This window comes from Sodalis sp. RH22 (assembly GCF_047324165.1).
In the GTDB taxonomy this organism is placed as follows: Bacteria; Pseudomonadota; Gammaproteobacteria; order Enterobacterales; family Enterobacteriaceae; genus Acerihabitans.
In genome coordinates this window covers 2,137,187-2,159,582 of the sequence record NZ_CP178731.1, presented here as the reverse complement: position 1 = coordinate 2,159,582, position 22,396 = coordinate 2,137,187, and the positions used below count along the sequence as shown (strand labels likewise).

Sequence of the window (22,396 nt, the reverse complement as noted above, 5' to 3'; positions counted from 1 at the left end):
TCCATCGCAGTGATGCAGTAATAAAGCAGTGCGGATTATTGCTGGTAAAGGCTGAGGTTTTCTTTCGCGTAAGCTTCAAAATCAGTGCAGCCGCCGATATGAACCTGATCGACGAAGATTTGCGGCACGGTTTCCACGGGTTTGCCGACGGTTTTCGACAGGTCGGCCTTGGATATGCCTTCCGCATGGATATCGACATAACGGAAAGAGAAGTCATCCCGTTCAGCGGTCAGTTTTTCAGCCAGCTCTTTAGCGCGCACACAATAAGGACAGCCCGGACGTCCAAAAATGACAGCAAACATATACACTCCTTAACGCATAAAAGAAAAAACGAAACGAATCTTTGCACTCGGTTATGCTTTTCGCTGTCAGCTACTATGCCTGTGACCTGCGTCAAAAAAAAGCAGAAAATACCTTTTAGTCCAATGCATCCCGCCTATCTGTTTCATACGCGTGCAAACCGTCTTTGGACGCTAAACTTTTCTCGACCCGCGCCCGCGGGCGGATTATTATGAGCCGGTCCACTATGATCAATCTGGGTAAACCGTGAAAATAGCCATTTTATCCCGGGACGGCACCCTGTTTTCCTGCAGGCGACTGCGGGAAGCGGCCGAATTCCGACGTCATAGCGTGGATATCATCGATCCGCTCTCCTGCTATATGAACATCAATTGCGACGCGCCCGCCATTCATTACCGCGGCAATCGCCTGGCGCATTACGATGCGGTTATCCCGCGGATCGGCACCGCCATCACCTTTTACGGCACCGCGGTCTTGCGCCAGTTTGAAATGCTGGGCAGCTATGCGCTCAACGGTTCTTCAGCCATTACCCGCGCCAGGGATAAACTGCATTCCCTTCAATTGCTGGCGAAAGAGGGCATCGATCTGCCGGTGACGGGCTTTGCCGATTCCCCGGACGATACCGGCGATCTGATTGCCATGGTGGGCGGGGCGCCCCTGGTGGTGAAACTGGTGGAAGGCACTCAGGGCATCGGCGTGGTGCTGGCTGAAACATCCCAGGCCGCCAAGAGTGTTATCGACGCCTTTCGCGGCTTGAAGGCGCAGTTTCTGGTGCAGGAATATATTCAGGAGGCGAAAGGCTGCGATATCCGGTGCCTGGTGGTGGGCAACCGGGTGGTGGCGGCTATCGAACGCCAGGCCGAAGCGGGAGATTTCCGCTCCAATCTTCATCGGGGCGGTTCGGCCCGCAAAATTGTCATTACCCCCCGGGAGAGGGCGGTGGCCATCAAGGCGGTTAGCACTTTGGGGCTTGATGTGGCCGGCGTCGATATCCTGCGGGCGCGGCGCGGGCCCTTGGTGATGGAGGTCAATGCCTCGCCGGGCCTGGAAGGGGTGGAAACCGCCACCGGCACCGATATTGCCGGAATGATGATTGAATACATCGAACAGCACGGCCAGAAAATGTTAAAACCGGGCAATACCTTGTAAATCCACCGTACCCGCGGCAAAAAGGGCATTTTCAGATTTTGTCCCGGGGGGCGGACATTGGTCTGACCTATGGTGATTAATGAGAAAGCTATCTATTAAAAATCAATATGATGTTGTTTGCCGCGCAATAGCGCGCCGCGCGCCGCTACGCCCGGATAACCGGCCGGGCCGACGGTTAAAATAATTTCCTGCGTTTGTCCATGGCACCTTTGACGATTATTCCGTAAGCTATGCCCCGTTTCGCATTTTTCATTTAGAGGTTGGCCTTCATGGATTCACTTGTTGTCCCGGATCTGGACATCCTTAGACGCTGGCTGGAAAAGCTCAGCCTGACGTTTTTCGAGTGTGACTCCTGCCAGGCGTTGCATCTGCCGCATATGCAAAATTTTGACGGCATCTTCGATGCCAAAGTTGATTTGGTCGATAACGTCATTTTATTTTCCGCCCTGGCGGAGGTGCGTCCCACCGCGCTGATAGCGCTGGTGGGGGATTTAAGTCAGATAAATGCCAGTTCGCTGACGGTGAAGGCCTTTATCGATATTCAGGACGATAACTTGCCCAAGCTGGTGGCGTGCCAGGCGTTAAGCATTGAGGTGGGCGTGACCTTTGGTCAGTTTAAACATTTTATGCAGCAGTCCGAAGAACAGATTTCCATGCTGATTCTGGAAGCGCGTGCCAATGATTTGCTGTTTATTGACGGCGAAGAACAGCCCGCCGACGCCAAAAATACCCTTCCGGTTATCCATTGATCTGCCGCCTGCCGCAGGCGGCGTGCCCTCCCGGTACCTTCCCATCATTTATGCTGTCGTTGCGCCCGCGCGAGCGCAGATCCTTTGTCATTTATGCGTCCAATACCAGATTTGTTCACTAATTAGTGAATAATTAATCGATTAAAGCCATTTTTTTTGCGGATCGCTGGCGTCGCAGTGGCGCTGCGGTTATGCTTGCGATGCTGCGCGTGATCCGTCGGACAACCGTTTTCATAACGTTATCTCCCCGCGCGCGTCCGAGGGGGATCGGCTATTCACGGTGCCGCCAACAGCCGCTGCGCTTATTTAAGCACTGTATACCGGCGACGTTATACAGAAATATCTTTTATTGACCGGGATTTGGAGGAAGCAACGGATGTTCACCCAACGTAAAAAATGGTTGTCGGGTATAGTTGCCGGCCTGCTGATGGCTGCGTCCGTCACCGCATCAGGTGCGGAACAAAAAACGCTGCATGTCTATAATTGGTCGGATTATATTGCGCCGAACACCGTGCCGGATTTTGAAAAACAAACCGGCATAAAAGTCATCTATGATGTTTTCGACTCCAATGAAGTATTGGAGGGTAAACTGATGGCCGGCAGTACCGGCTTTGACGTGGTGGTGCCTTCCGCCAGTTTCCTGGAGCGACAGTTAACCGCCGGGGTATTCCAGCCTTTGGATAAAAGTAAACTGCCGAATTATAAAAATCTGGATCCGGAATTATTGAAACTTATCAGCCAGCACGATCCTGATAACAAATATGCCATTCCCTATATGTGGGCTACCACCGGCATTGCCTATAACGTCGATAAGGTCAAAGCCATTCTGGGCGCGGACGCGCCGGTAAACAGCTGGGATCTGGTGTTAAAACCGGAAAACCTGACGAAGCTGAAAAGCTGCGGCGTTTCATTCCTTGATGCGCCCTCGGAGATATTCGCCACCGTCCTCAATTACCTGGGCAAGGATCCGAACAGCGCCAACGCCGCGGATTATACCGGGCCGGCCACCGATCTGCTGTTAAAGCTGCGCCCCAGCATCCGTTATTTCCATTCCTCGCAATATATCAACGATTTGGCAAATGGGGACATTTGCGTTGCCATCGGCTGGGCCGGCGACGTGATGCAGGCGGCAAATCGCGCGAAGGAAGCGAAGAACGGCGTTCATATCGCCTATAGTATTCCTAAGGAAGGCGCGCTGGCGTTTTTTGACGTGCTGGCGATTCCGGCCGACGCCAAAAATACCGACGAGGCCTATCAGTTCCTTAATTTTCTGATGGACCCCCAGGTTATTGCCCAGGTCAGCAATCAGATATTCTATGCCAACGGCAATAAAGCGGCCACGCCGCTGGTCAATGAAGAGGTGCGCAATAATCCCGGCATTTATCCGCCGCCCGAGGTGCGCGCTAAATTATTTAGCCTTAAAGTTCAGCCGCCGCAAATAGACCGGGTTATCACCCGTGCCTGGACCAAGGTAAAAAGCGGCAAGTAATCTGCCCGCCGCAGGGTTGACATTATGCTAACCAACAGGCGGTTTCATACCGCCTGTTATGCTATTTCAGAGACGGTAGACGATTAACGATTATCCGTTTCTTCTGTTCCGGAGAGTCATGTCAGTGAACGATGCTATACCCCGCCCACAGCCCAAAACCCAGAAAATGGTAACGCCATTGCTGGAGATTCGTAATTTGACCAAAACCTTCGACGGCCAGTCGGCGGTCGATGATGTCAGTTTAACGATCTATAAAGGGGAAATGTTTGCTTTATTGGGCGCGTCAGGCTGTGGTAAATCCACGCTGCTGCGGATGCTGGCGGGCTTTGAACAACCCACCCATGGCCAGATTGTGCTCGACGGCCAGGACCTGTCCCATATGCCGCCGTATCAACGGCCCATTAATATGATGTTCCAGTCCTATGCGCTGTTTCCGCATATGACGGTGGAACAGAATATTGCCTTCGGCTTGAAGCAGGATAAACTGCCGCGCGCCGAGATTAAGCAACGCGTGGCGGAGATGCTGGCGATGGTGCATATGCAGGAATTCGCCGCCCGCAAGCCCCATCAGCTTTCCGGCGGCCAGCGCCAGCGCGTGGCGCTGGCGCGCAGCCTGGCTAAACGGCCAAAGCTATTGCTGCTTGACGAACCGATGGGCGCGCTGGATAAAAAATTACGCGACCGCATGCAGCTGGAAGTGGTGGATATCCTGGAACGCGTCGGGGTGACCTGCGTGATGGTCACGCACGATCAGGAAGAGGCCATGACCATGGCCGGACGCATCGCCATTATGAACCGGGGCAAGTTTGTGCAAATCGGCGAGCCGGAAGAGATTTATGAGCATCCCAACAGCCGCTTCAGCGCCGAATTTATCGGTTCGGTCAATATGTTCGACGGCCTGCTGGTTGAGCGTCACGACGATGCGCTCATTATCCAAAGTCCCGGCCTGGTGCATCCGCTGCAGGTGAATTCCGATGTGTCGGTGGTTGACGGCGTGCCGGTGCATGTGGCGCTGCGGCCGGAAAAAATCATGCTGTGCGAGGAGGTGCCCGCGGACGGCTTTAACTTTGCCGTCGGCGAAGTGGTCAATATCGCCTATCTCGGCGATCTCTCCATTTACCATGTGCTGCTGCAAAGCGGCCAGACCATCAGCGCGCAGCTGCAAAATGCGCACCGTTACCGAAAAGGCACGCCGACCTGGGGGGATGAAGTGCGTCTCTGTTGGGATGCGGACAGCTGTGTTGTGCTGACGGTATAGGACAGGGGAACATCATGTCTGCATCTGACGAAAAATTACTGCCCCCGCCGGCCGTCGAGCGGGTCAACACCCCCCGCATCTTGACAAGGCTGCAGATGCGCCATGGGCGCAAGGCGGTGATTTTTCTGCCTTACCTGTGGCTGTTGCTGCTGTTTATGCTGCCGTTCCTGATTGTTTTCAAAATCAGCATGGCGGAGATGGCCCGGGCGATCCCGCCCTACACCGACCTGGTCAGCTGGCTCGACGGTAAGCTGGATATCTCGCTGAACCTGGCCAATTACCTGCAACTGCTGGACGATCCGCTGTATATCGAGGCGTATCTGCAATCACTGCAGGTCGCGGCCGTTTCCACCTTTTTCTGCCTGCTGATAGGCTACCCGATGGCCTGGGCGGTGGCCCACAGTAAACCCTCGACGCGCAATATCCTGCTGTTGCTGGTTATCCTGCCGTCGTGGACGTCATTTTTAATCCGGGTCTACGCCTGGATGGGGATCCTGAAAAACAACGGTATTCTCAATAACGTCCTGCTGTGGCTCGGCGTTATCGATCAGCCGCTGGTGATCCTGCATACCAATCTGGCGGTATATATCGGAGTGGTCTATGCCTATCTGCCGTTTATGATCCTGCCCATTTATACCGCGCTGACGCGGCTGGATTATTCCCTGGTGGAGGCATCGCTCGATCTCGGCGCCCGGCCGATGAAAACCTTTTTCCAGGTGATTGTTCCCCTGACCAAAGGCGGCATTATCGCCGGCTCGATGCTGGTGTTTATTCCGGCGGTGGGCGAATACGTGATTCCAGAGCTGCTCGGAGGCCCCGACAGCATCATGATCGGGCGCATTTTATGGCAGGAATTTTTCAATAACCGCGATTGGCCGGTGGCGTCCGCGGTAGCGGTTATCATGCTGCTGCTGCTGATTGTGCCGATTATGTGGTTCCATAAACATCAGAATAAAACCCTGGGGGATCGGGCATGAATACGCTACCTGTCGTGCGTTCGCCCTGGCGCATCGTGATTTTAATCACCGGGTTTACCTTTTTGTACGCCCCGATGCTGATGCTGGTCATCTACTCGTTCAACAGCTCGAAACTGGTCACGGTATGGGCCGGATGGTCGACGCAGTGGTATGGCGTCCTGGTCAATGACCAGGCGATGCTAAGCGCCGTGTCGCTCAGCCTGACGCTGGCGGCCGCCACCGCCACCATGGCGGTGATCCTGGGTACCCTGGCGGCGGTGGTGATCGTGCGTTTCGGCCGCTTTCGCGGCGCCAACGGGTTCGCCTTTATGCTGACCGCGCCGCTGGTGATGCCGGATGTGATAACCGGCCTGTCGCTGCTGCTGCTGTTCGTGGCGCTGGGGCACGCCATCGGCTGGCCGGCGGAGCGAGGCATGTTCACCATCTGGCTGGCGCACGTGACGTTTTGTACCGCCTACGTGGCGGTGGTGGTCAATTCCAGGCTGCGCGAGCTGGATGCCTCCATCGAGGAAGCCGCGCTGGATCTGGGCGCCACGCCCATCAAGGTGTTTTTTATTATAACGCTGCCGATGATTGCCCCGGCCATAGTATCCGGCTGGCTGCTGGCCTTTACCCTGTCGCTCGATGATCTGGTCATCGCCAGTTTTGTCGCCGGTCCGGGGGCCACCACGTTGCCGATGCTGGTGTTCTCAAGCGTCAGGATGGGGGTAAATCCGGAAATCAATGCCCTGGCCACCATCATCCTGGGCGTGGTCGGCGTTATCGGCCTGATCGCCTGGTGGCTGATGTCCCGCGCTGAAAAGCAACGCCTGCGGGATCGCCAGCGGGCGGCCCGTGGCTGATTGCGCAGATTACTGCTAGTCTTTATCCGTGTGCCGCTGTTTAATACGGCGTAATAACAAGGAGAAAGGCCATGTCGGACATCCTGAGGGATGGCAATACGGGCCCGCTGCATTGGCGTATGCTAAAGCGCGCCGCGGCGGAACGGACGCGCTGGCGCGGTAATGTGCCGGTGGCGGTATTGGTCGCCGGCAGCGCCATCGTCGCCACCCGCTGCCTGGGCATGCTGATGTTGACCAGCAACCTGGGCGTGGAGGGGGTGCGCAGCTTTATCGAGACCAGCAGCCGCTCGTGGGATTTGACGCTGCTGTTTCTGGCAAGCCTAACGGTGCTGTTCGTCGAGTTGCGCTGCGGATTTGCGGTGATGCGCGGTCATTCCTGGGCGCGCTGGTATTTTGCCGGGTGCCAGGGCCTGAGCGCCGGCTATTTGTTCCTGGCCACCTGGAATGGTTTTTATCCTGAAATGTTCGCGCTGCCGGGCGCCAGCGCCGCGGAGATCTCCGGCGAACTGCTGATGCATAAACTGCCGGATATGGTGATCGTGCTGCTGTTATTCGCGCCGATCTCCAGCCGGCGGTTTTTTAAACGCGGCCGGTGATTTTTACCTAAAACCGGTGGTACAATGCGCGCCCGTTTAACCGGCCAGAAAATCTATGCATTGCGAACTCTTCAGCGCGGATCGATGCCATTCCTGCCAGTGGCTGGATAAGCCCTATGCGCAGCAGCTGGCGGATAAACAGGCCGCCCTGGCCGGATTATTGTCGGCCATGCCCGTGGCGCAGTGGCTGGCGCCGGTGGCTTCGCCGCCCGCGGCGTTTCGCAATAAGGCGAAAATGGTGGTAAGCGGCAGCGTAGAACGCCCGGTGCTAGGCATCATGGCGCGGGACGGAGAGCCGCTGGATCTCTGCGCCTGCCCGCTTTACCCCCCCACCTTCGCGCCGGTATTCGGCGTGCTTAAGCACGTTATCGCCCGCGCCGGCCTGACGCCTTATCACGTGGCGCGCCGGCGCGGCGAGTTAAAATTCCTGCTGTTGACCGAAAGCCGGCATGACGGCGGCATGATGCTGCGTTTCGTGCTGCGCTCGCAGGCCAAGCTGGACGCGCTGCGCGCCCAATTGCCCTGGCTGCGGGAGCGTGTGCCCCAGCTTCAGGTGATATCGGTGAATCTCCAGCCGGTGCATATGGCCATTCTTGAAGGTGAAACTGAAATCATCCTGACCGAGGATACCGCGCTGGCGGAACGGCTCAATGATGTGCCGCTGTTTATCCGCCCGCGCGGTTTTTTCCAGACCAACCCGTCGGTCGCCGCGCGCCTGTATGCCGCCGCCCGGCAGTGGGTCGGCGAACTGGAAATCAGCAGCCTGTGGGATTTGTTTTGTGGGGTGGGGGGGTTTGGTTTGCACTGCGCGCGCCCGAATATGCGCCTGACCGGCATTGAAATCAGCGCCGAGGCGATAGCCAGCGCGCGCCAGTCGGCGCAGCTGATGGGGCTGACCCAGGTGATGTTCCAGGCGCTGGATTCCACCCAGTTCGCGCGCTCAAGGGCGGAGGTGCCGGATCTGGTGCTGGTCAACCCACCCCGGCGCGGCATTGGCGCGGATTTATGCCGCTATCTGGAGAGCATGGCGCCCCCGTATATTCTTTACTCCAGCTGCCAGGCGGAAAGCCTGGCCCGGGATCTGCAGGCCCTGCCGGCATACCGTATCGTCAAGGCGCAGTTATTTGATATGTTTGCGCATACCGCCCATTACGAGACGCTGGTTCTGCTGCAACGCATTCCCTCAGTTACGTCGTTCAAACCGTAACGCCCGATGCTCGATCAAACGCATCAGCAGGGTCAGCACGCCGTTAACGCACAGATAGATAATGCCTGCGGCGCCGAACACCATGACGTCGTAGGTGCGACCATACATTAACTGCCCATGGCCCATGATATCCATCAGGGTAATGGTGTAGGCCAGCGAGGTACTTTTAAACACCAGCACCACTTCATTGGAGTAGGACGACAGCGCCCGCTTGATGGCGAACGGCATCAATAAGCGCAGGGATTGCAGGCGCGACATGCCCAGCGCCGCGCATGACTGCCATTGTCCGGCGGGAATGGCGCGCATAGCGCCGGTAAAGAGCTGGGTGCTGTAGGCGGCGCTGTTAAGCGCCAGCGCCACCATGGCGCACAGCCATGGCTGCGAGACCAGCGCCCATAACCAGGGAATGGCGCGCAGGGCGGCGAATTGCCCGGGCCCGTAATAAATCAAAAATATCTGCACCAGCAGCGGCGTGCCGGTGAACAGGGTAATGTAGATTTTGATTAACGGCGTCAGCACCGGCGTCTTCAGGCTGATAACCAGGGTAAACAGCAGCGCCAGCAGCAAGGCTATGATGATGGCGCACAGCGTCAGCGTCAGGCTGGTGGGCAGCCCCTTCAGCAGTTCGGGCAGGTAGGCCAGCATCAGGAATCCCTCGTCTCGAAACGGGTGGAACGGCGCTCGAACGCCCGCAGGATGATCTGGCTGAACAGGGTGATGACCAGATACACCGCCGCCGCGACCAGGTACCAGGTAAACGGCTGCTGGGTGAAACTGACGATACTTTTGGTTTGCAGCATCAGGTCATTAACGCTTATCAACGACACCAGCGCGGTATCTTTCAACAGCACCAGCCATTGATTGCCCAGACCGGGCAGCGCATGGCGCCACATCTGCGGCATCACCAGGCGGAAAAAAACCGTGCTTTTTTTCATGCCCAGCGCCTGGCCCGACTCCCACTGTCCCTGCGGGATGGCTTTCAGCGCGCCGCGCAGCGTTTGCGAGGCATAGGCGGCATACAGCAACGCCAGGGCAATCACGCCGCAGACAAAGGGACTGACGTTAAAGTTATCAATCGGCAGGCGCACCGGAATACGCGCCGCAATCAGGTTGAGGCTAAAGCCGTCGGCAAGTATCACCAGCAGCTGCGAGGCGCCGAAATAAATAAACAGCACCACCAGAATTTCCGGCAGGCCGCGCAACAGCGTCACCACGGCGGTGCCGATAAGCCCCAGCCATCTCCAGCGGACGGATTCCCAGGCGGCAAAACACATCGCCAGAAACAGCCCGGCCACCAGCGCGCACAGCGCCAGGCCGACGGTGGTCCCGGCGGCGCTGGCTATGGGTTGAAGTTCATTCATGAAAGGCGATTACTGCTTAAACCATTTCTGGTAGATAGTCTGGTAGGTACCGTCTTGCTTGACTTTATCCAGCGCCGTATTGAACTGGTCGCGCAGCTCATTATTGTTCAGGCGCATGGCAATGCCCAGGCCGGTGCCGAAATAGGCTTTATCGGTGATTTTATCGCCGACGGTGGCCAGGTCGGCGTCTTTCTTCAGCCATTCATTGACCACGGCGGTATCGCCGAAGACGGCGTCCAAACGGCCGTTTTTCAAGTCCAGGATGGCGTTCTGATAGCTGTCGTAAGGCACGGCGGTGATTTCAGGATGTTTATCCAGCAGGAATTTCTGATGGGTGGAGCCGTTCTGCATGCCGACACGCTTATCTTTCAACGCGGCCAGATCGGCGAATTTGCCTTTTTGCGCCACGAAAATGGCGGAGTTTTCATAATAAGGCTGGCTGAACGTCACCTGCTGCAAACGGTCCGGCGTGATATCCATGCCTGAGATCACCGCGTCGAAACGACGGAATTTAAGGCTTGGGATCAGGCTGTCGAAAGCCTGGTTGGTAAAGGTGCATTCGGCTTGAAGCTGTTTGCAGAGCGCATTGGCCAAATCGATATCAAACCCCTGGATTTTGTTATTGGCATCAACAAATTCAAACGGAGGATAAGAGGCTTCCGTGGCGAAACGAATGGTCTGCGCCGCGGCGGCGGAAAACGTCATTCCGGCCAGCACTGCGGCAATAATCAATTTTTTCATTTTTTTATTCCAACAATTAATGCGACAAATAGTGAGCAAACGCCTCGGTGTGGGGGGTGGCGAAATGCGTGGCATCGCCTTGTTCCACAATGTGGCCGTTTTCCATATACACGATGCGACTGGCAGTCTTACGCGCTACCTCTACTTCATGCGTCACAATCACCTGCGTGATGCCGGTTTGGGCCAGTTCACGAATGATGCTGACGATTTGTGCGGTAATTTCCGGGTCCAGCGCCGCGGTCGGCTCATCAAACAGCAGCACCTGCGGTTCCATCATCAGCGCCCTGGCTATCGCGACCCGTTGCTGCTGGCCGCCGGATAAATGCAGGGGAAAACGATCGGCGAAATCGGTTAAACGCAGGCGATCGAGCAGCTTGTCCGCCCGTTCGTTGGCCACGGCGCGCGACAGGGCGAGCACCCGGCAGGGCGCCTCGATCAAATTCTGCCGCACGGTTAAATGCGGCCAGAGGTTGTATTGCTGGAATACCATGCCGACGTTTTGACGCAGTTCGCGAATGGCTTTCTCGCCGGGCGCCTGGATAAAATCGAAATGGTTGCCGGCGATCGACAACTGACCGGCGCGGGGCATCTCCAACAGGTTGAGTACCCGCAGTAAAGAACTTTTACCCGCCCCGCTGGGGCCGAGCAGCACCAGCGTTTCTCCCGCCGGGCAGTCAAGGGTGATATCAAACAGCGCCTGGGTGGCGCCGTAAAAACAGTCAATGCGGTTTAGTTGAATACTCATGCGAAGAAACTGAATAGCCATTAAGGCGGCAGATGTTAACGTCGACAGCCTGTCGATGCAATCTGCCGCGATTAAAATTTACATTTAGGGGCGTAATAATATCACGAACAGCACAAAACGTCATTCCTCACCGCCGTATTGCCGCGATGTGCTGCATTTTAGCCCAGCGGGCAGCGGGCGCAGCGCCCGCTGGCGCCAGCGGCAGCAAGAACCGCTGGCTACATGCGATTAACGTTCTTCCAGCGTTTGGCGCAGGGTGCCGGCGGGATGGGGAGATAGCGTGCCAAGGTAGCGTACGTCGTCCAGCACCCAGCAGTTGCCTTCGCGGATCATCAGCACTTCATCCTGCCAGCGCACCGATTGGCCGTTGCTGCCCTGGCTGCGGGACAGGTCTACGCGCAGGGGGATATTTTTCGCATCGGTATTGAGGATACGCGAGGCGCTGTGAACCTCGGCCGTGGCGGGTCCGTCGGCCTGGCTGCTGAAGATATCCCCGGGCGGCAAGGCGGTAAGCTTGGCCTGCGCTTTACGATCCGTGGTCAGTACGTGGAACAACCGTTCGCTGAGGTAGGGGCGGTACTGCCCCAGCTGCGAGGCGCTGGGTTTGCCCTGCGGCTGCGCGATGCGCAGATTGTAGAACGCCTGCGCCACCGTATCCGGCCCGCCGTCGACGCAGGGCGCGCTGCGCGTGCCGATATCCTTAAACGCCGGATCGACCTGGGTGCATGCGGCAAGAATCAATGCCAGCGGCAAGAGGGCATAAAGCTTATTGTTCATTATTAACCTTCACGATAGAGGATGGCGATAGATCAGTACCATCGAGTATAATTAAAAATCAGATGGTTGTGTGAGGATCGGCACGTTTGGCTAAAGACGGGGACGCGCCAGGCCCGGTTAAGATGGCGCCTGGCGTTATTCCGGCGGGCAATGGGGTGGGATAGCGGTCTTAAAATCATTTTATCCCAAGGTATTGTGCGGGTGAATATCTTTATCATCCTTGGAGAATGCGCTTGCATTAAACTTCAAGTGGATGTTATTGCTCAATTTTTCCTGATATTTTTTTAATCTGCATTAATTCAGGGCAATCGGCGGGTATTTCATCATTTTTGCCGTCTTGCGGTGGCGCCTGTAAATCATCAATTTCTTTATTGATTAACGCGCCTGTAGCGGTTTTTAATCCTTGGTCTTGTCAAGACCGGAAAATCCCGAGCGCTGCTTTCGCGCCGAGGGGAAAGGATATTTATCAGCCGCGGCATGCGTTGCTGGCGACAGCGTTGAAAATAATTAAATCGTAAACAGGATAGCCGGCCCGATACCTGGCGTATATCATTTACAGCGCGTCACCGTCGGGTGATATGACTCAACAGGATTAGGTGCTTGATGGATATTGGCATGATGAGCAGCGGCGCGCCGGGCTGTCCGGCCGGCGGGCCGAAACCAACAATGCCATGGTGGGCCATGACCCTGTTAATCCTGTGCATCGCCGGCTGCCAGCAGGCAATAACACCGCCGGCCCATGAGGCGGCTTACCGGGTGGACGATTCACGGCGCGCGCATGGCGCGGATGAGCGGGTGCAGTTTTTAGTCATCCATTATACCGCCGAGGATTTTGCCGCGTCGCTGAGCACCCTGACCGCCGAGCAGGTCAGCGCCCACTATCTTATCCCGGCGGTGCCCGGCGGGGCGCCGGGCGTACCCACCGCGCTACGGCTGGTGGATGAGTCCCGTCGCGCCTGGCACGCGGGCGAAAGCTATTGGCGCGGACGCACGCATCTTAACGATACGTCGATTGGCATTGAAATCGAAAACCACGGGTACCGGCGTACCCTGACGGGCGCGCGCGCGACCCCCTATCCCCCGGCGCAAATCGCACTGGTCATTGCCCTGAGCCGCGATATCATCCACCGGTATCATATCCTGCCAGGCAATGTCGTGGGACACAGCGATATCGCCTGGCGGCGCAAACAGGATCCCGGCCCGTTATTCCCCTGGCGGCAATTGGCGGCGGCGGGCGTTGGCGTCTGGCCGGATACGCGGCGGGTAGAGCATTACCTGGCGGGGCGCGACCCCAACTCGCCGGCGGCGATGGCGGGCATAATGACCCGGATGGCGCAATACGGTTACGATGTAGCGCCGCAACTGCCGGCGGCGCTGCAGCAAAAAGCGCTGGCGGCGTTCCAGATGCATTTTCGCCCGCGGGATTTCCGCGGCCTGGCGGACGCGGAAACCGAGGCGATCCTGGATGCGTTACTGGAAATACACGCCGGTGAGCGGGGCGCCGGATAGCTGTGCCTGATGGCGCAGGAATTCCTCCCAGCAGCCCACCACCTTTTCCAGATCGGCGCGGCTGATATTTAAATGGGTGACCAGGCGGGTAACCGTGCCGGCGGCCACCACGATATCATGCTGTTTCATCCAGGGGCCGAGTTTGGCGGCCAATTCCGCCGGCTGGCGGATAAACAGCATATTGGTTTGCGCGCCCGGGGCCACGATCTCAACGCCCAATGCCGATAGCCGCTGTTCCAGCCAGCGGGCGTTATCATGATCCTCGCGCAGCCGCTGCACATTATGCTCAAGGGCGTAACGGCCCGCCGCCGCCAGGATCCCCGACTGACGCATCCCTCCGCCCACCATCTTGCGCCAGCGCCGGGCCTGGTGGATATAATCCGCGCCGCCGCACAGCAGCGAGCCCACCGGCGCACCCAGTCCTTTTGATAAGCAGATAGTCAGCGTATCGCAATATTGCGTGATTTCGCTGAGCGGGATCTGCAGCGCCGCCACGGCATTGAAAATGCGCGCCCCATCAATATGCAGCGCCAGACGGTGGTCGCGGGTAAACTGCCAGGCCTGCCGCAGGTATTCCTGCGGCAGCACTTTACCGTTATGGGTATTTTCCAGGCTTAACAGGCGCGTGCGGGCGAAATGAAAATCATCGGGTTTGATGGCCGCCGCCACCTTATCCAGCGGCAGGGTGCCGTCGGCGTCGGCGTCAAGCGGTTGTGGCTGGATACTGCCCAACACCGCCGCGCCGCCGGCTTCGAAGCGGTAATTATGCGCCTGCTGGCCGACGATGTACTCTTCCCCGCGCTGGCAATGCGTCAGCAAGGCCACCAGGTTGGCCTGGGTGCCGCTGGGGAAAAACAGCGCCGCGTCTTTGGCGCTGAGCCGGGCCCCGTCGGCTTCGAGCGACGCCACGGTGGGATCGTCGCCATAAACATCATCGCCAACCTCGGCTTCCGCCATCAGCCGGCGCATGGCGGCGCTTGGCAAGGTGACGGTATCACTGCGTAAATCAATCATGCTCACTCCGTTACGTTCTTGATACGGGCGTTAACACCTGTGCCCTAATGATGCCGCCGCCCGGCAAAGGGACCCTGATGCCGGGCGTATCATACCGGGCCCTAGCGCAGCCAGTTGGTTTTGGCCAATTCTACCACTTCATCGCCGCGGCCGTTAATGATGGCCCGCAGCATATACAGGCTGAAACCTTTTGCCTGTTCGAATTTAATCTGCGGCGGCATGGCCAGTTCTTCCTTGGCGGTAATCACATCCACCACCACGGGTCCGTCGGTGGCAAACGCCTCTTCCAGCGCGGCGTCAAGATCAGCGGATTTTTCCACCCGGATGCCCTTGATCCCGGCGGCGCGGGCGATGGCGGCAAAATCAGGGTTCTGCAGGTCGGTACCGTCGGTCAGATAGCCGCCCGCCTTCATTTCCATGGCGACAAAGCCCAGCACGCTGTTGTTGAAAATCACGATCTTAACCGGCAGCTTCATCTGCGCCATGGATAAAAAATCGCCCATCAGCATGGTGAAGCCGCCGTCGCCGCACAGGGCGACCACCTGGCGCTTGGGATAGGCCGCCTGAGCGCCCAGGGCCTGCGGCATGGCATTAGCCATGGAGCCATGGTTAAAAGAGCCGATAAGCCGGCGCTGCCCGTTCATTTCCAGATAGCGTGCCGCCCATACGGTCGGCGTACCCACATCGCAGGTGAAGATGGCATCGCGGGCGGCCAGGCGGCTGACCTGCTGCGCCACGTACTGCGGATGAATAGGTTTATTGCCGTTGGGTTTGGCCAGGGCATCGAGATCCCCCCTGGTGGCGTGATAATGCTCCAGCGCCTGATCAAGATGATGGCGCCCGGTTTTCTCCGTCAAGCGCGGCAACAGTACCGCCAGCGTGGATTTGACATCGCCGACCAGCGCCATGTTCACCGCGCAATGGGCGCCCAGGCTGCCCGGATCGATATCAATCTGGATGATATTGGCGTTGGTGGGATAAAAGGCGCGATAGGGGAAACGGGTCCCCAGCAGGACCAGCGTGTCGGCGTTCATCATGGCATGATAACCGGATGAGAAGCCAATCAGGCCGGTCATGCCGACATCATAGGGATTATCCCACTCCAAATGCTCCTTGCCGCGCAGCGCATGGACGATCGGCGCCTTGAGCAGTCCGGCCAGCCTGACCACTTCATCATGGGCGCCGGCGCAGCCGCAGCCGCACATCAGCGTGATATTTTCCGCCTGGTTCAGCACCGCGGCCAGTTTTTCCAATTCGCCCACCGGCGGGACGCTCAGGGACGGCTGCGGGGTATACCATGACGGCTGATAGTCTTCCGGCGCCGGTTTCAGCGCCACGTCCCCCGGCAGCACGATCACCGAGACGCCGCGGTTGAGAATGGCCTTGCGCATGGCGATGCCCAGCACCTGGGGCAGTTGTTCCGGATTGGAAATCAATTCGCAGTAATGGCTGCATTCGCGGAACAGTTCTTCCGGGTGGGTCTCCTGGAAGTAGCCGCTGCCGATTTCGCTGGAGGGAATATGGGCGGCAATCGCCAGCACCGGCACCTGGTTGCGGTGGCAGTCATACAACCCGTTGATCAAATGCAGGTTGCCCGGCCCGCAAGAGCCGGCGCACACCGCCAGCTGACCGGTGACATGGGCTTCCGCCCCGGCGGCGAAGGCCGCCACCTCTTCATGACGGGTGCCCATCCATTGAATGGTGCCCATGCGATTAAGACTGTCGCTCAGGCCGTTAAGCGAATCGCCGGTGACGCCCCAGATACGCTTGACGCCGGCTTGCTCGAGGGTTTTGGCAATGGCTGCCGCAACGGTTTGTTTCATGGCTTTCCCCTTTAAAATGAGTCGGGACTAAGACAAAAAAAATCCCATGCCGGTAAAGCTTAGTCCTTTTAAACGGGGAAGTGCAGTGCCTGGCCGGTCAGGCGGAGAATAGCGCGATAAGAACCGGCGCCAGCAGGCTCAATAAAAAGCCGTGCACAATGGCCGCCGGCACCACTTCCAGGCCGCCGCTGCGTTGCAGCACCGGCAACGTGAAATCCATCGACGTGGCGCCGCACAGGCCCAGGGCGACGCTGCGGCTGCGGCGCATCAGCCCGGGAATCAGCATGATGGCCAGCAGCTCGCGTATCAGATCGTTAAAAAATGCGGCGCTGCCCACCACCGGGCCAAAGGCATCGGTCATTAAAATGCCGGAAAGGGAATACCAGCCGAAAGCAGAGGCCATGGCCAGTCCGGTAAGCAGGGGCAACCCAAGGATCATTGCCGCGCCGGCGCCGCCGAGCATCGCGCTGGCAGCCACCACCAGGGCGATATTGGCGCCGCGCCGGTTCAGCAGTATTTGCCGTAGCGTCATGCCGCTGTTGCGCAACTGCATCCCCACCAGCAGCAGCAGCAGGATCAGGGCGAATTCGCTGGCGCGCGAGGCGACGCTGAGCCAGCGCCATTGGGTCAGGCCGATGGCAAATCCCGCCGCCACCACCAGGCAGAGCTTGAGCGAATCCATGGCCATGCGCAGCCGGGAGGGAGGCGTGTCCTGATGGGTGGGCGCCGGCCAGGGCGCGCGCTTCTCCAGCCACCACAGCGCGGCGCCGTTAACCGTCAGGATGCACAGGGCGCTGATGCCGGCATACCAGGCAATCAGCAACAGGTTGCTGGCCAGGTTATCTAAAAATGCCAGGCTGATGCCCATGAAGAACAGAATGATATAGACCATCGCGCTCAACAGGCGGTTGACGGCCCGCAGCACCCCTTGGCGCAGGCGTGGCAACAGGTAGCCGAGGAGTAAAGGAATGAGAATAATCAACAGGCCGGAATACATAGTGGGGTCACATCCTTTTGTGCGGCGGGGAAAGCTGCCTTAAACTAACCAAAACCGGGATAACTGTAAAGGCGGCGTGGGGCGATGGTGTCTCGCGCGGATGAACGTGATAAGTACGCACGGCGCTGCCGCCTGGGACCAGGCGGCAGCCGGCTAGTCCCTGGCGAAATGCGCGTTGATTTGTCGGGCAAGCTGGTCCAGCAGCTCATATCGACGTCGGTATTCGGCGCGTTTTTTGCTGGGCACTGTTTCCAGAGGCTTGCGCGGGATGCTTAATGGCAGATGGAAATAACCCTGTTCGTCGCGTTGACCATTGAGGGATAGCCAGAAATTGTCGTAGTCAGCGTGCAGGAACCGCCTTTTTTTAGAAGAGTAACGCCGCGCCCGGTACATATGGCTATTATTGCCCACGGCGAGAATGCGCTGGATATCCAGGTTGGCCGCCAGCAGCATTACCGTCTCGAGCGCCAGCCGCTTGGGAAACAGGCCGTGGCAGGATTTTGTGGCGGCATGTATCGCCTCGTGGGCCACCTGCCGCCCCGCCCCCTGCAGGCCGCCGATAAAGAGCGTGGCGCCCTGGCCGGGGGTAATGGCAAAGGTTATCTCGGCCAGCATGACATGGTGTTCATCGGTAAGCAGCACGGTGGCCTCGCCTTCGCGGTTTAAATGGTCCAGCGAGTCGAGGCGCAGGTAAAAACGCCGCCCGTCCCTGGCCGCAAGCTCCGCCAGGATGATGCCTGCGCCCGTCAGGTGTCCGTTGAGCAGGGCCGGGGGGAGATGCGCCTGGGTATAGGTGTAGTGAAACAGCAGGGCGTCCAGCCGTTGTTTACGGCGCATGTTCGCGGCGAGATAGGGGCGGTGCAGCTTACAGGGCAGCCCCGGCTGTGAGGCGAGCATCTGCGGCAACAGCGGGGATTGCGCCAGGTATGCCAGCCAGGGCGCGGAATACGCGAACGTGCAGAGATAGCGGAGCATGAACTTGCAGCGATAAACCGGGCGGGTCCAAGCCGCGCCCGGCATCAGCTTGCCGAAAAACAGGGCCAGCGCCAATTGCCAACCGGTTAATGAATCCGGTTTTTCCAGACTGGATACAAGCTGTGACATATCTGTATGACCTGGTTTAAAACAAAAGCCTATTTCAACAAGGCCTTGTTAAACGGTTGGTCAATATGGCGGGGGGATGAAGAAGAGATAATAACTTGTTTACCATATGTTTATGGTGCAGGGCTTGGACCGCAGGATATCGCGTCAGCCGGGGGTGAAATGGCGGGAGGAGGGAATCAGCGCGCGCGGGGGAAACTTAAGGCGATTTAGTGATTGCTACTGATATAATTATGCTTGCGTCTTAAAAGAAAAATGTTATACCTTGAGTATGCAGGGACCAGCTTGCGAAAAAAATGCCAGCGATTCACTGGCATTTCACTAGCATCCTTAGGCATTAATCGCGAGGCGCGTCATCAGGCAACAGTCTCGGTTTCAACAGGCACAATCAGACTCGCATGGTTCCCCTTGGGACCCTGATGAACGTCGAATCTGACCACTTGCCCGGCTTTGAGCGTGCGATAACCGTCCATTTGGATTGTTGAGTAATGCGCAAATATATCCTCGCCGCCGCTTTCAGGACAGATAAACCCAAAACCTTTGGCGTTATTGAACCATTTTACTTTACCCGTCTCCATGCTTCTACATCCCTCGCAACCGAATCTTATATGTGATGAGGATTGTTGACGTCGTAAGCCTGATTGGTCAAAACAGCAGCGGCTTACGCAAGTACACTCTAGAGGATAGGAAGCACAGGTCAAGAGGATGCTGGAGGAGTTGGCTGATGACATTACTAAACTTTGAAGCAGGTAACGATATTGACGCTTTTTTGACAAAATCTCAAGGCGCCGGTCGCGATCAAAATCCTATTATTGTTATAGGTTTTAGCAGGCGGCGGTTTTGAACATCTAATGGTAGACTGTTAACCATGATGGGGCTGCGCTCCGGGGTAGCCGGCGGTTGCAGCGGTATATCAAGAAAGAGCAACGTATTGACGGAAAGACGATGGGTAACACAAGCGAAAGGCCAGGCGAACAGAATTTTGCCGAAGACCTATTGAAAGATGCGGTAAAACCCCCATCAATGTATAAAGTGATACTTATCAATGACGATTACACTCCGATGGAATTTGTCATTGACGTACTGCAAAAGTTCTTTTCTTATGATGTTGAACGTGCAACGCAACTGATGCTTACGGTTCATTATCACGGCAAGGCTATCTGCGGAGTCTACACCGCCGAAGTCGCCGAAACCAAAGCCGCTCATGTTAATCGTTATGCCCGGGAAAATGAGCATCCGTTGCTTTGTACGCTGGAAAAGGCCTGAACAGGCAATCAATTTGGGGAGGTGCCAATGCTCAATCAAGAACTGGAACTCAGTTTAAATATGGCTTTCGCCAGAGCGCGCGAGCACCGGCATGAGTTTATGACCGTGGAACATCTGCTGCTGGCATTGCTCAGCAACCCTTCTGCGCGGGAAGCGCTCGAGGCGTGCACGGTTGACCTGGTGGCGTTACGCCAGGAGCTCGAAGCATTCATCGAACAGACCACACCGACCTTACCGACCAGTGACGAAGAGCGCGATACGCAGCCTACGCTCAGCTTCCAGCGCGTATTGCAGCGCGCGGTGTTCCATGTCCAGTCATCAGGACGCAGTGAAGTCTCCGGCGCCAATGTCCTGGTTGCTATTTTTAGCGAACAGGAGTCCCAGGCGGCCTATCTGCTGCGTAAGCATGATGTCAGCCGGCTCGACATAGTGAATTTCATCTCCCACGGCACCCGTAAAGATGAAACGCAGGCACCCGGCCCTGAAAATCCGGTTAACGAAGAGCAGGCAGGCGGGGAGGAGCGTATGGAAAATTTCACTACCAATCTTAACCAACTCGCCCGGGTGGGCGGGATCGATCCCCTGATTGGCCGTGAGCGGGAGCTGGAACGTACCGTACAGGTATTATGCCGTCGCCGTAAAAACAACCCGCTGCTGGTGGGCGAATCCGGCGTCGGTAAAACGGCGATTGCGGAAGGCCTGGCCTGGCGCATCGTCCAGGGCGACGTGCCCGAGGTTATCGCCGACTGCACGATTTATTCACTCGATATCGGCTCGTTGCTGGCCGGCACGAAATACCGCGGCGACTTCGAGAAGCGCTTCAAGGCCCTGCTCAAGCAGCTGGAATCGGATAAAAACAGCATCCTGTTTATCGATGAGATCCACACCATCATCGGCGCCGGCGCCGCTTCGGGCGGTCAGGTCGATGCGGCTAACCTGATCAAACCGCTGCTTTCCAGCGGCAAGATCCGGGTCATGGGCTCCACCACCTATCAGGAATTCAGTAATATTTTCGAAAAGGATCGGGCGCTGGCGCGTCGCTTCCAGAAAATTGATATCACCGAGCCGTCGGTGGAAGAGACCGTGCAGATCCTGACCGGGCTTAAGCCAAAATATGAGGCCCATCATGACGTGCGTTATACCGCCAAGGCGGTGCGCGCGGCGGTTGAGCTGGCGGTGAAATACATTAACGATCGCCATCTGCCCGACAAGGCCATTGATGTTATCGATGAGGCGGGCGCCCGCAGCCGGCTGATGCCGGTGAGCAAACGTAAAAAGACCGTTAACGTGGCGGATATCGAATCGGTGGTGGCGCGTATCGCGCGGATTCCGGAAAAAACCGTCTCCTCCAGCGATCGCGATGTGCTCAAGCACCTAAACGAACGCCTGAAGATGCTGGTGTTCGGACAGGATAAGGCCATCGAGGCGCTGACCGAAGCGATCAAGATGAGCCGCGCCGGGCTGGGCCAGGATCATAAGCCGGTAGGTTCCTTCCTGTTCGCGGGTCCGACCGGCGTGGGTAAAACCGAAGTCACGGTGCAACTGGCGAAAGCGCTTGATATCGAGCTGCTGCGCTTTGATATGTCCGAATATATGGAGCGTCATACGGTCAGCCGGCTGATCGGCGCGCCTCCGGGATATGTGGGCTACGACCAGGGCGGCCTGTTGACCGATGCGGTCCTCAAGCATCCGCACGCCGTGCTGCTGCTTGATGAAATCGAGAAAGCGCATCCGGACGTGTTCAATCTGCTGCTGCAGGTGATGGACAACGGTACGCTGACCGATAACAATGGCCGTAAGGCGGACTTCCGCAACGTTATAGTGGTGATGACCACCAATGCCGGGGTGCAGGAAACCACGCGCCAGTCTATCGGTATGATCCAGCAGGATAACAGTACGGATGCCATGGGCGAGATCAAGAAGATCTTTACCCCTGAATTCCGCAACCGCCTGGATAACGTGATTTGGTTTAATCACTTGTCGCCGGAAATCATCCAATTGGTGGTGGACAAGTTTATCGTGGAACTGCAGGCGCAGCTGGATGCCAAGGGCGTGTCGCTGGAAGTCAGCGATGAAGCCCGCGACTGGCTGTCCACCAAGGGCTATGACAAGTCCATGGGCGCGCGGCCGATGGCCAGGGTGATGCAGGAGAACCTGAAGAAGCCTCTGGCCAACGAACTGTTGTTCGGGTCGCTGGTCGATGGCGGTTCAGTCACCGTAGAGCTGAACAAGGACAAGAAAGAGCTGACCTACCATTTCCTCAGCGCGCAAAAACGCAAAGCGGAAGGCGTGGTCCACTAAACCCCGATCAGCGGGTAACGGGCAAGATAAAAAGGCGATGCGCTGCATCGCCTTTTTTTATTCCCCCAGCGGAGCGGCGGCGGACGAGGTCCGGCTGCGCGACAGGGAGCCGGGCCGTGTTCCGGCACCGGCAGGTATCATTATGGAGTATCAGGTCGGCGCGGATAAACGCCCGCACGGCGCATATCGGCGGT

At 57.4% G+C, this 22,396-nt stretch carries 22 protein-coding genes; 11 read left to right on the top strand and 11 right to left on the bottom strand.

Going from position 1 to position 22,396, the window contains the following annotated elements; genetic code table 11:
* Window positions 1-35 precede the first annotated feature (35 nt).
* Window positions 36-302 carry a GrxA family glutaredoxin gene (locus ACL2XN_RS09775; protein ID WP_410015937.1) on the bottom strand — a complete coding sequence of 89 codons (267 nt, stop codon included), beginning with the start codon at window positions 300-302 and terminating at the stop codon, window positions 36-38.
* 244 nt (window positions 303-546) lie between these two features.
* On the opposite strand from ACL2XN_RS09775, the gene rimK reads away from it, so the two are divergent.
* The 8 genes from rimK (at window position 547) to rlmC (ending at window position 8,567) form a co-directional block, all read left to right on the top strand.
* Window positions 547-1,449: a 30S ribosomal protein S6--L-glutamate ligase gene (rimK, locus tag ACL2XN_RS09770; RefSeq protein WP_410015936.1), complete on the top strand. Its 903-nt coding sequence runs from the start codon at window positions 547-549 to the stop codon at window positions 1,447-1,449.
* 269 nt (window positions 1,450-1,718) lie between these two features.
* Window positions 1,719-2,198: a YbjN domain-containing protein gene (locus ACL2XN_RS09765; RefSeq protein ID WP_410015935.1), complete on the top strand. Its 480-nt coding sequence runs from the start codon at window positions 1,719-1,721 to the stop codon at window positions 2,196-2,198.
* Window positions 2,199-2,574: 376 nt separating this feature from the next.
* On the top strand, window positions 2,575-3,687 hold the full coding sequence (gene potF, locus ACL2XN_RS09760; protein ID WP_413730721.1) for a spermidine/putrescine ABC transporter substrate-binding protein PotF: 1,113 nt from the start codon (window positions 2,575-2,577) through the stop codon (window positions 3,685-3,687).
* Window positions 3,688-3,811: 124 nt separating this feature from the next.
* Window positions 3,812-4,945 (top strand): putrescine ABC transporter ATP-binding subunit PotG, encoded by a 1,134-nt coding sequence (gene potG, locus ACL2XN_RS09755; RefSeq protein ID WP_410016594.1) that lies wholly within the window; start codon window positions 3,812-3,814, stop codon window positions 4,943-4,945.
* Window positions 4,946-5,040: 95 nt separating this feature from the next.
* Window positions 5,041-5,922 (top strand): putrescine ABC transporter permease PotH, encoded by an 882-nt coding sequence (potH, locus tag ACL2XN_RS09750; protein WP_413730964.1) that lies wholly within the window; start codon window positions 5,041-5,043, stop codon window positions 5,920-5,922.
* The gene (potI, locus tag ACL2XN_RS09745; RefSeq protein ID WP_413722371.1) at window positions 5,919-6,764 is read left to right on the top strand and encodes a putrescine ABC transporter permease PotI; all 846 of its coding nucleotides are present in this window, start codon (window positions 5,919-5,921) and stop codon (window positions 6,762-6,764) included. Before potH ends, potI begins: the two co-directional genes overlap by 4 nt.
* Window positions 6,765-6,835: 71 nt before the next feature.
* Window positions 6,836-7,360, top strand: coding sequence for a YbjO family protein (locus ACL2XN_RS09740; protein ID WP_413722372.1), 525 nt, complete (start codon window positions 6,836-6,838; stop codon window positions 7,358-7,360).
* Window positions 7,361-7,415: 55 nt separating this feature from the next.
* Complete coding sequence (rlmC, locus tag ACL2XN_RS09735; protein WP_413722373.1) at window positions 7,416-8,567, top strand: 23S rRNA (uracil(747)-C(5))-methyltransferase RlmC; 1,152 nt, start codon at window positions 7,416-7,418, stop codon at window positions 8,565-8,567.
* Here the strand turns inward: rlmC and artM are convergent.
* The 5 genes from artM to ACL2XN_RS09710 form a co-directional block, all read right to left on the bottom strand.
* A complete protein-coding gene (gene artM / locus ACL2XN_RS09730; protein ID WP_410015929.1) occupies window positions 8,544-9,212 on the bottom strand; it encodes an arginine ABC transporter permease ArtM in 669 nt (222 codons plus the stop codon). The genes rlmC and artM overlap by 24 nt on opposite strands.
* The gene (gene artQ, locus ACL2XN_RS09725) at window positions 9,212-9,928 is read right to left on the bottom strand and encodes an arginine ABC transporter permease ArtQ (RefSeq protein WP_410015928.1); all 717 of its coding nucleotides are present in this window, start codon (window positions 9,926-9,928) and stop codon (window positions 9,212-9,214) included. The genes artM and artQ overlap by 1 nt, the downstream gene beginning before the upstream one ends.
* A gap of 9 nt (window positions 9,929-9,937) precedes the next feature.
* Window positions 9,938-10,669 (bottom strand): arginine ABC transporter substrate-binding protein, encoded by a 732-nt coding sequence (gene artJ, locus ACL2XN_RS09720; protein WP_410015927.1) that lies wholly within the window; start codon window positions 10,667-10,669, stop codon window positions 9,938-9,940.
* A gap of 16 nt (window positions 10,670-10,685) precedes the next feature.
* On the bottom strand, window positions 10,686-11,414 hold the full coding sequence (gene artP / locus ACL2XN_RS09715; protein WP_413722374.1) for an arginine ABC transporter ATP-binding protein ArtP: 729 nt from the start codon (window positions 11,412-11,414) through the stop codon (window positions 10,686-10,688).
* A gap of 228 nt (window positions 11,415-11,642) precedes the next feature.
* A complete protein-coding gene (locus ACL2XN_RS09710; RefSeq protein ID WP_410015925.1) occupies window positions 11,643-12,191 on the bottom strand; it encodes a lipoprotein in 549 nt (182 codons plus the stop codon).
* Between the two features lie 666 nt (window positions 12,192-12,857).
* On the opposite strand from ACL2XN_RS09710, the gene ACL2XN_RS09705 reads away from it, so the two are divergent.
* A complete protein-coding gene (locus tag ACL2XN_RS09705; protein ID WP_413730963.1) occupies window positions 12,858-13,700 on the top strand; it encodes an N-acetylmuramoyl-L-alanine amidase in 843 nt (280 codons plus the stop codon).
* Here the strand turns inward: ACL2XN_RS09705 and ltaE are convergent.
* From ltaE to cspD, 5 genes are all read right to left on the bottom strand, one after another.
* The gene (gene ltaE, locus ACL2XN_RS09700; RefSeq protein WP_410015924.1) at window positions 13,662-14,714 is read right to left on the bottom strand and encodes a low-specificity L-threonine aldolase; all 1,053 of its coding nucleotides are present in this window, start codon (window positions 14,712-14,714) and stop codon (window positions 13,662-13,664) included. The genes ACL2XN_RS09705 and ltaE overlap by 39 nt on opposite strands.
* A 101-nt stretch (window positions 14,715-14,815) precedes the next feature.
* Window positions 14,816-16,537: a ubiquinone-dependent pyruvate dehydrogenase gene (poxB, locus tag ACL2XN_RS09695; RefSeq protein WP_410015923.1), complete on the bottom strand. Its 1,722-nt coding sequence runs from the start codon at window positions 16,535-16,537 to the stop codon at window positions 14,816-14,818.
* 97 nt (window positions 16,538-16,634) lie between these two features.
* Window positions 16,635-17,534, bottom strand: coding sequence for a lysine exporter LysO family protein (locus tag ACL2XN_RS09690; protein ID WP_410015922.1), 900 nt, complete (start codon window positions 17,532-17,534; stop codon window positions 16,635-16,637).
* Between the two features lie 153 nt (window positions 17,535-17,687).
* Window positions 17,688-18,638 carry a VirK/YbjX family protein gene (locus ACL2XN_RS09685; protein ID WP_413727003.1) on the bottom strand — a complete coding sequence of 317 codons (951 nt, stop codon included), beginning with the start codon at window positions 18,636-18,638 and terminating at the stop codon, window positions 17,688-17,690.
* Window positions 18,639-18,991: 353 nt separating this feature from the next.
* Window positions 18,992-19,213 (bottom strand): cold shock-like protein CspD, encoded by a 222-nt coding sequence (gene cspD / locus ACL2XN_RS09680; RefSeq protein WP_132922666.1) that lies wholly within the window; start codon window positions 19,211-19,213, stop codon window positions 18,992-18,994.
* 367 nt (window positions 19,214-19,580) lie between these two features.
* Here cspD and clpS point away from each other — a divergent pair, with 367 nt between their 5' ends.
* On the top strand, window positions 19,581-19,901 hold the full coding sequence (gene clpS / locus ACL2XN_RS09675) for an ATP-dependent Clp protease adapter ClpS (RefSeq protein WP_331122169.1): 321 nt from the start codon (window positions 19,581-19,583) through the stop codon (window positions 19,899-19,901).
* Between the two features lie 27 nt (window positions 19,902-19,928).
* Entirely contained in the window at window positions 19,929-22,202 is a 2,274-nt protein-coding gene (gene clpA / locus ACL2XN_RS09670; protein ID WP_410015920.1) for an ATP-dependent Clp protease ATP-binding subunit ClpA, read from the top strand.
* Window positions 22,203-22,396: the final 194 nt, after the last annotated feature.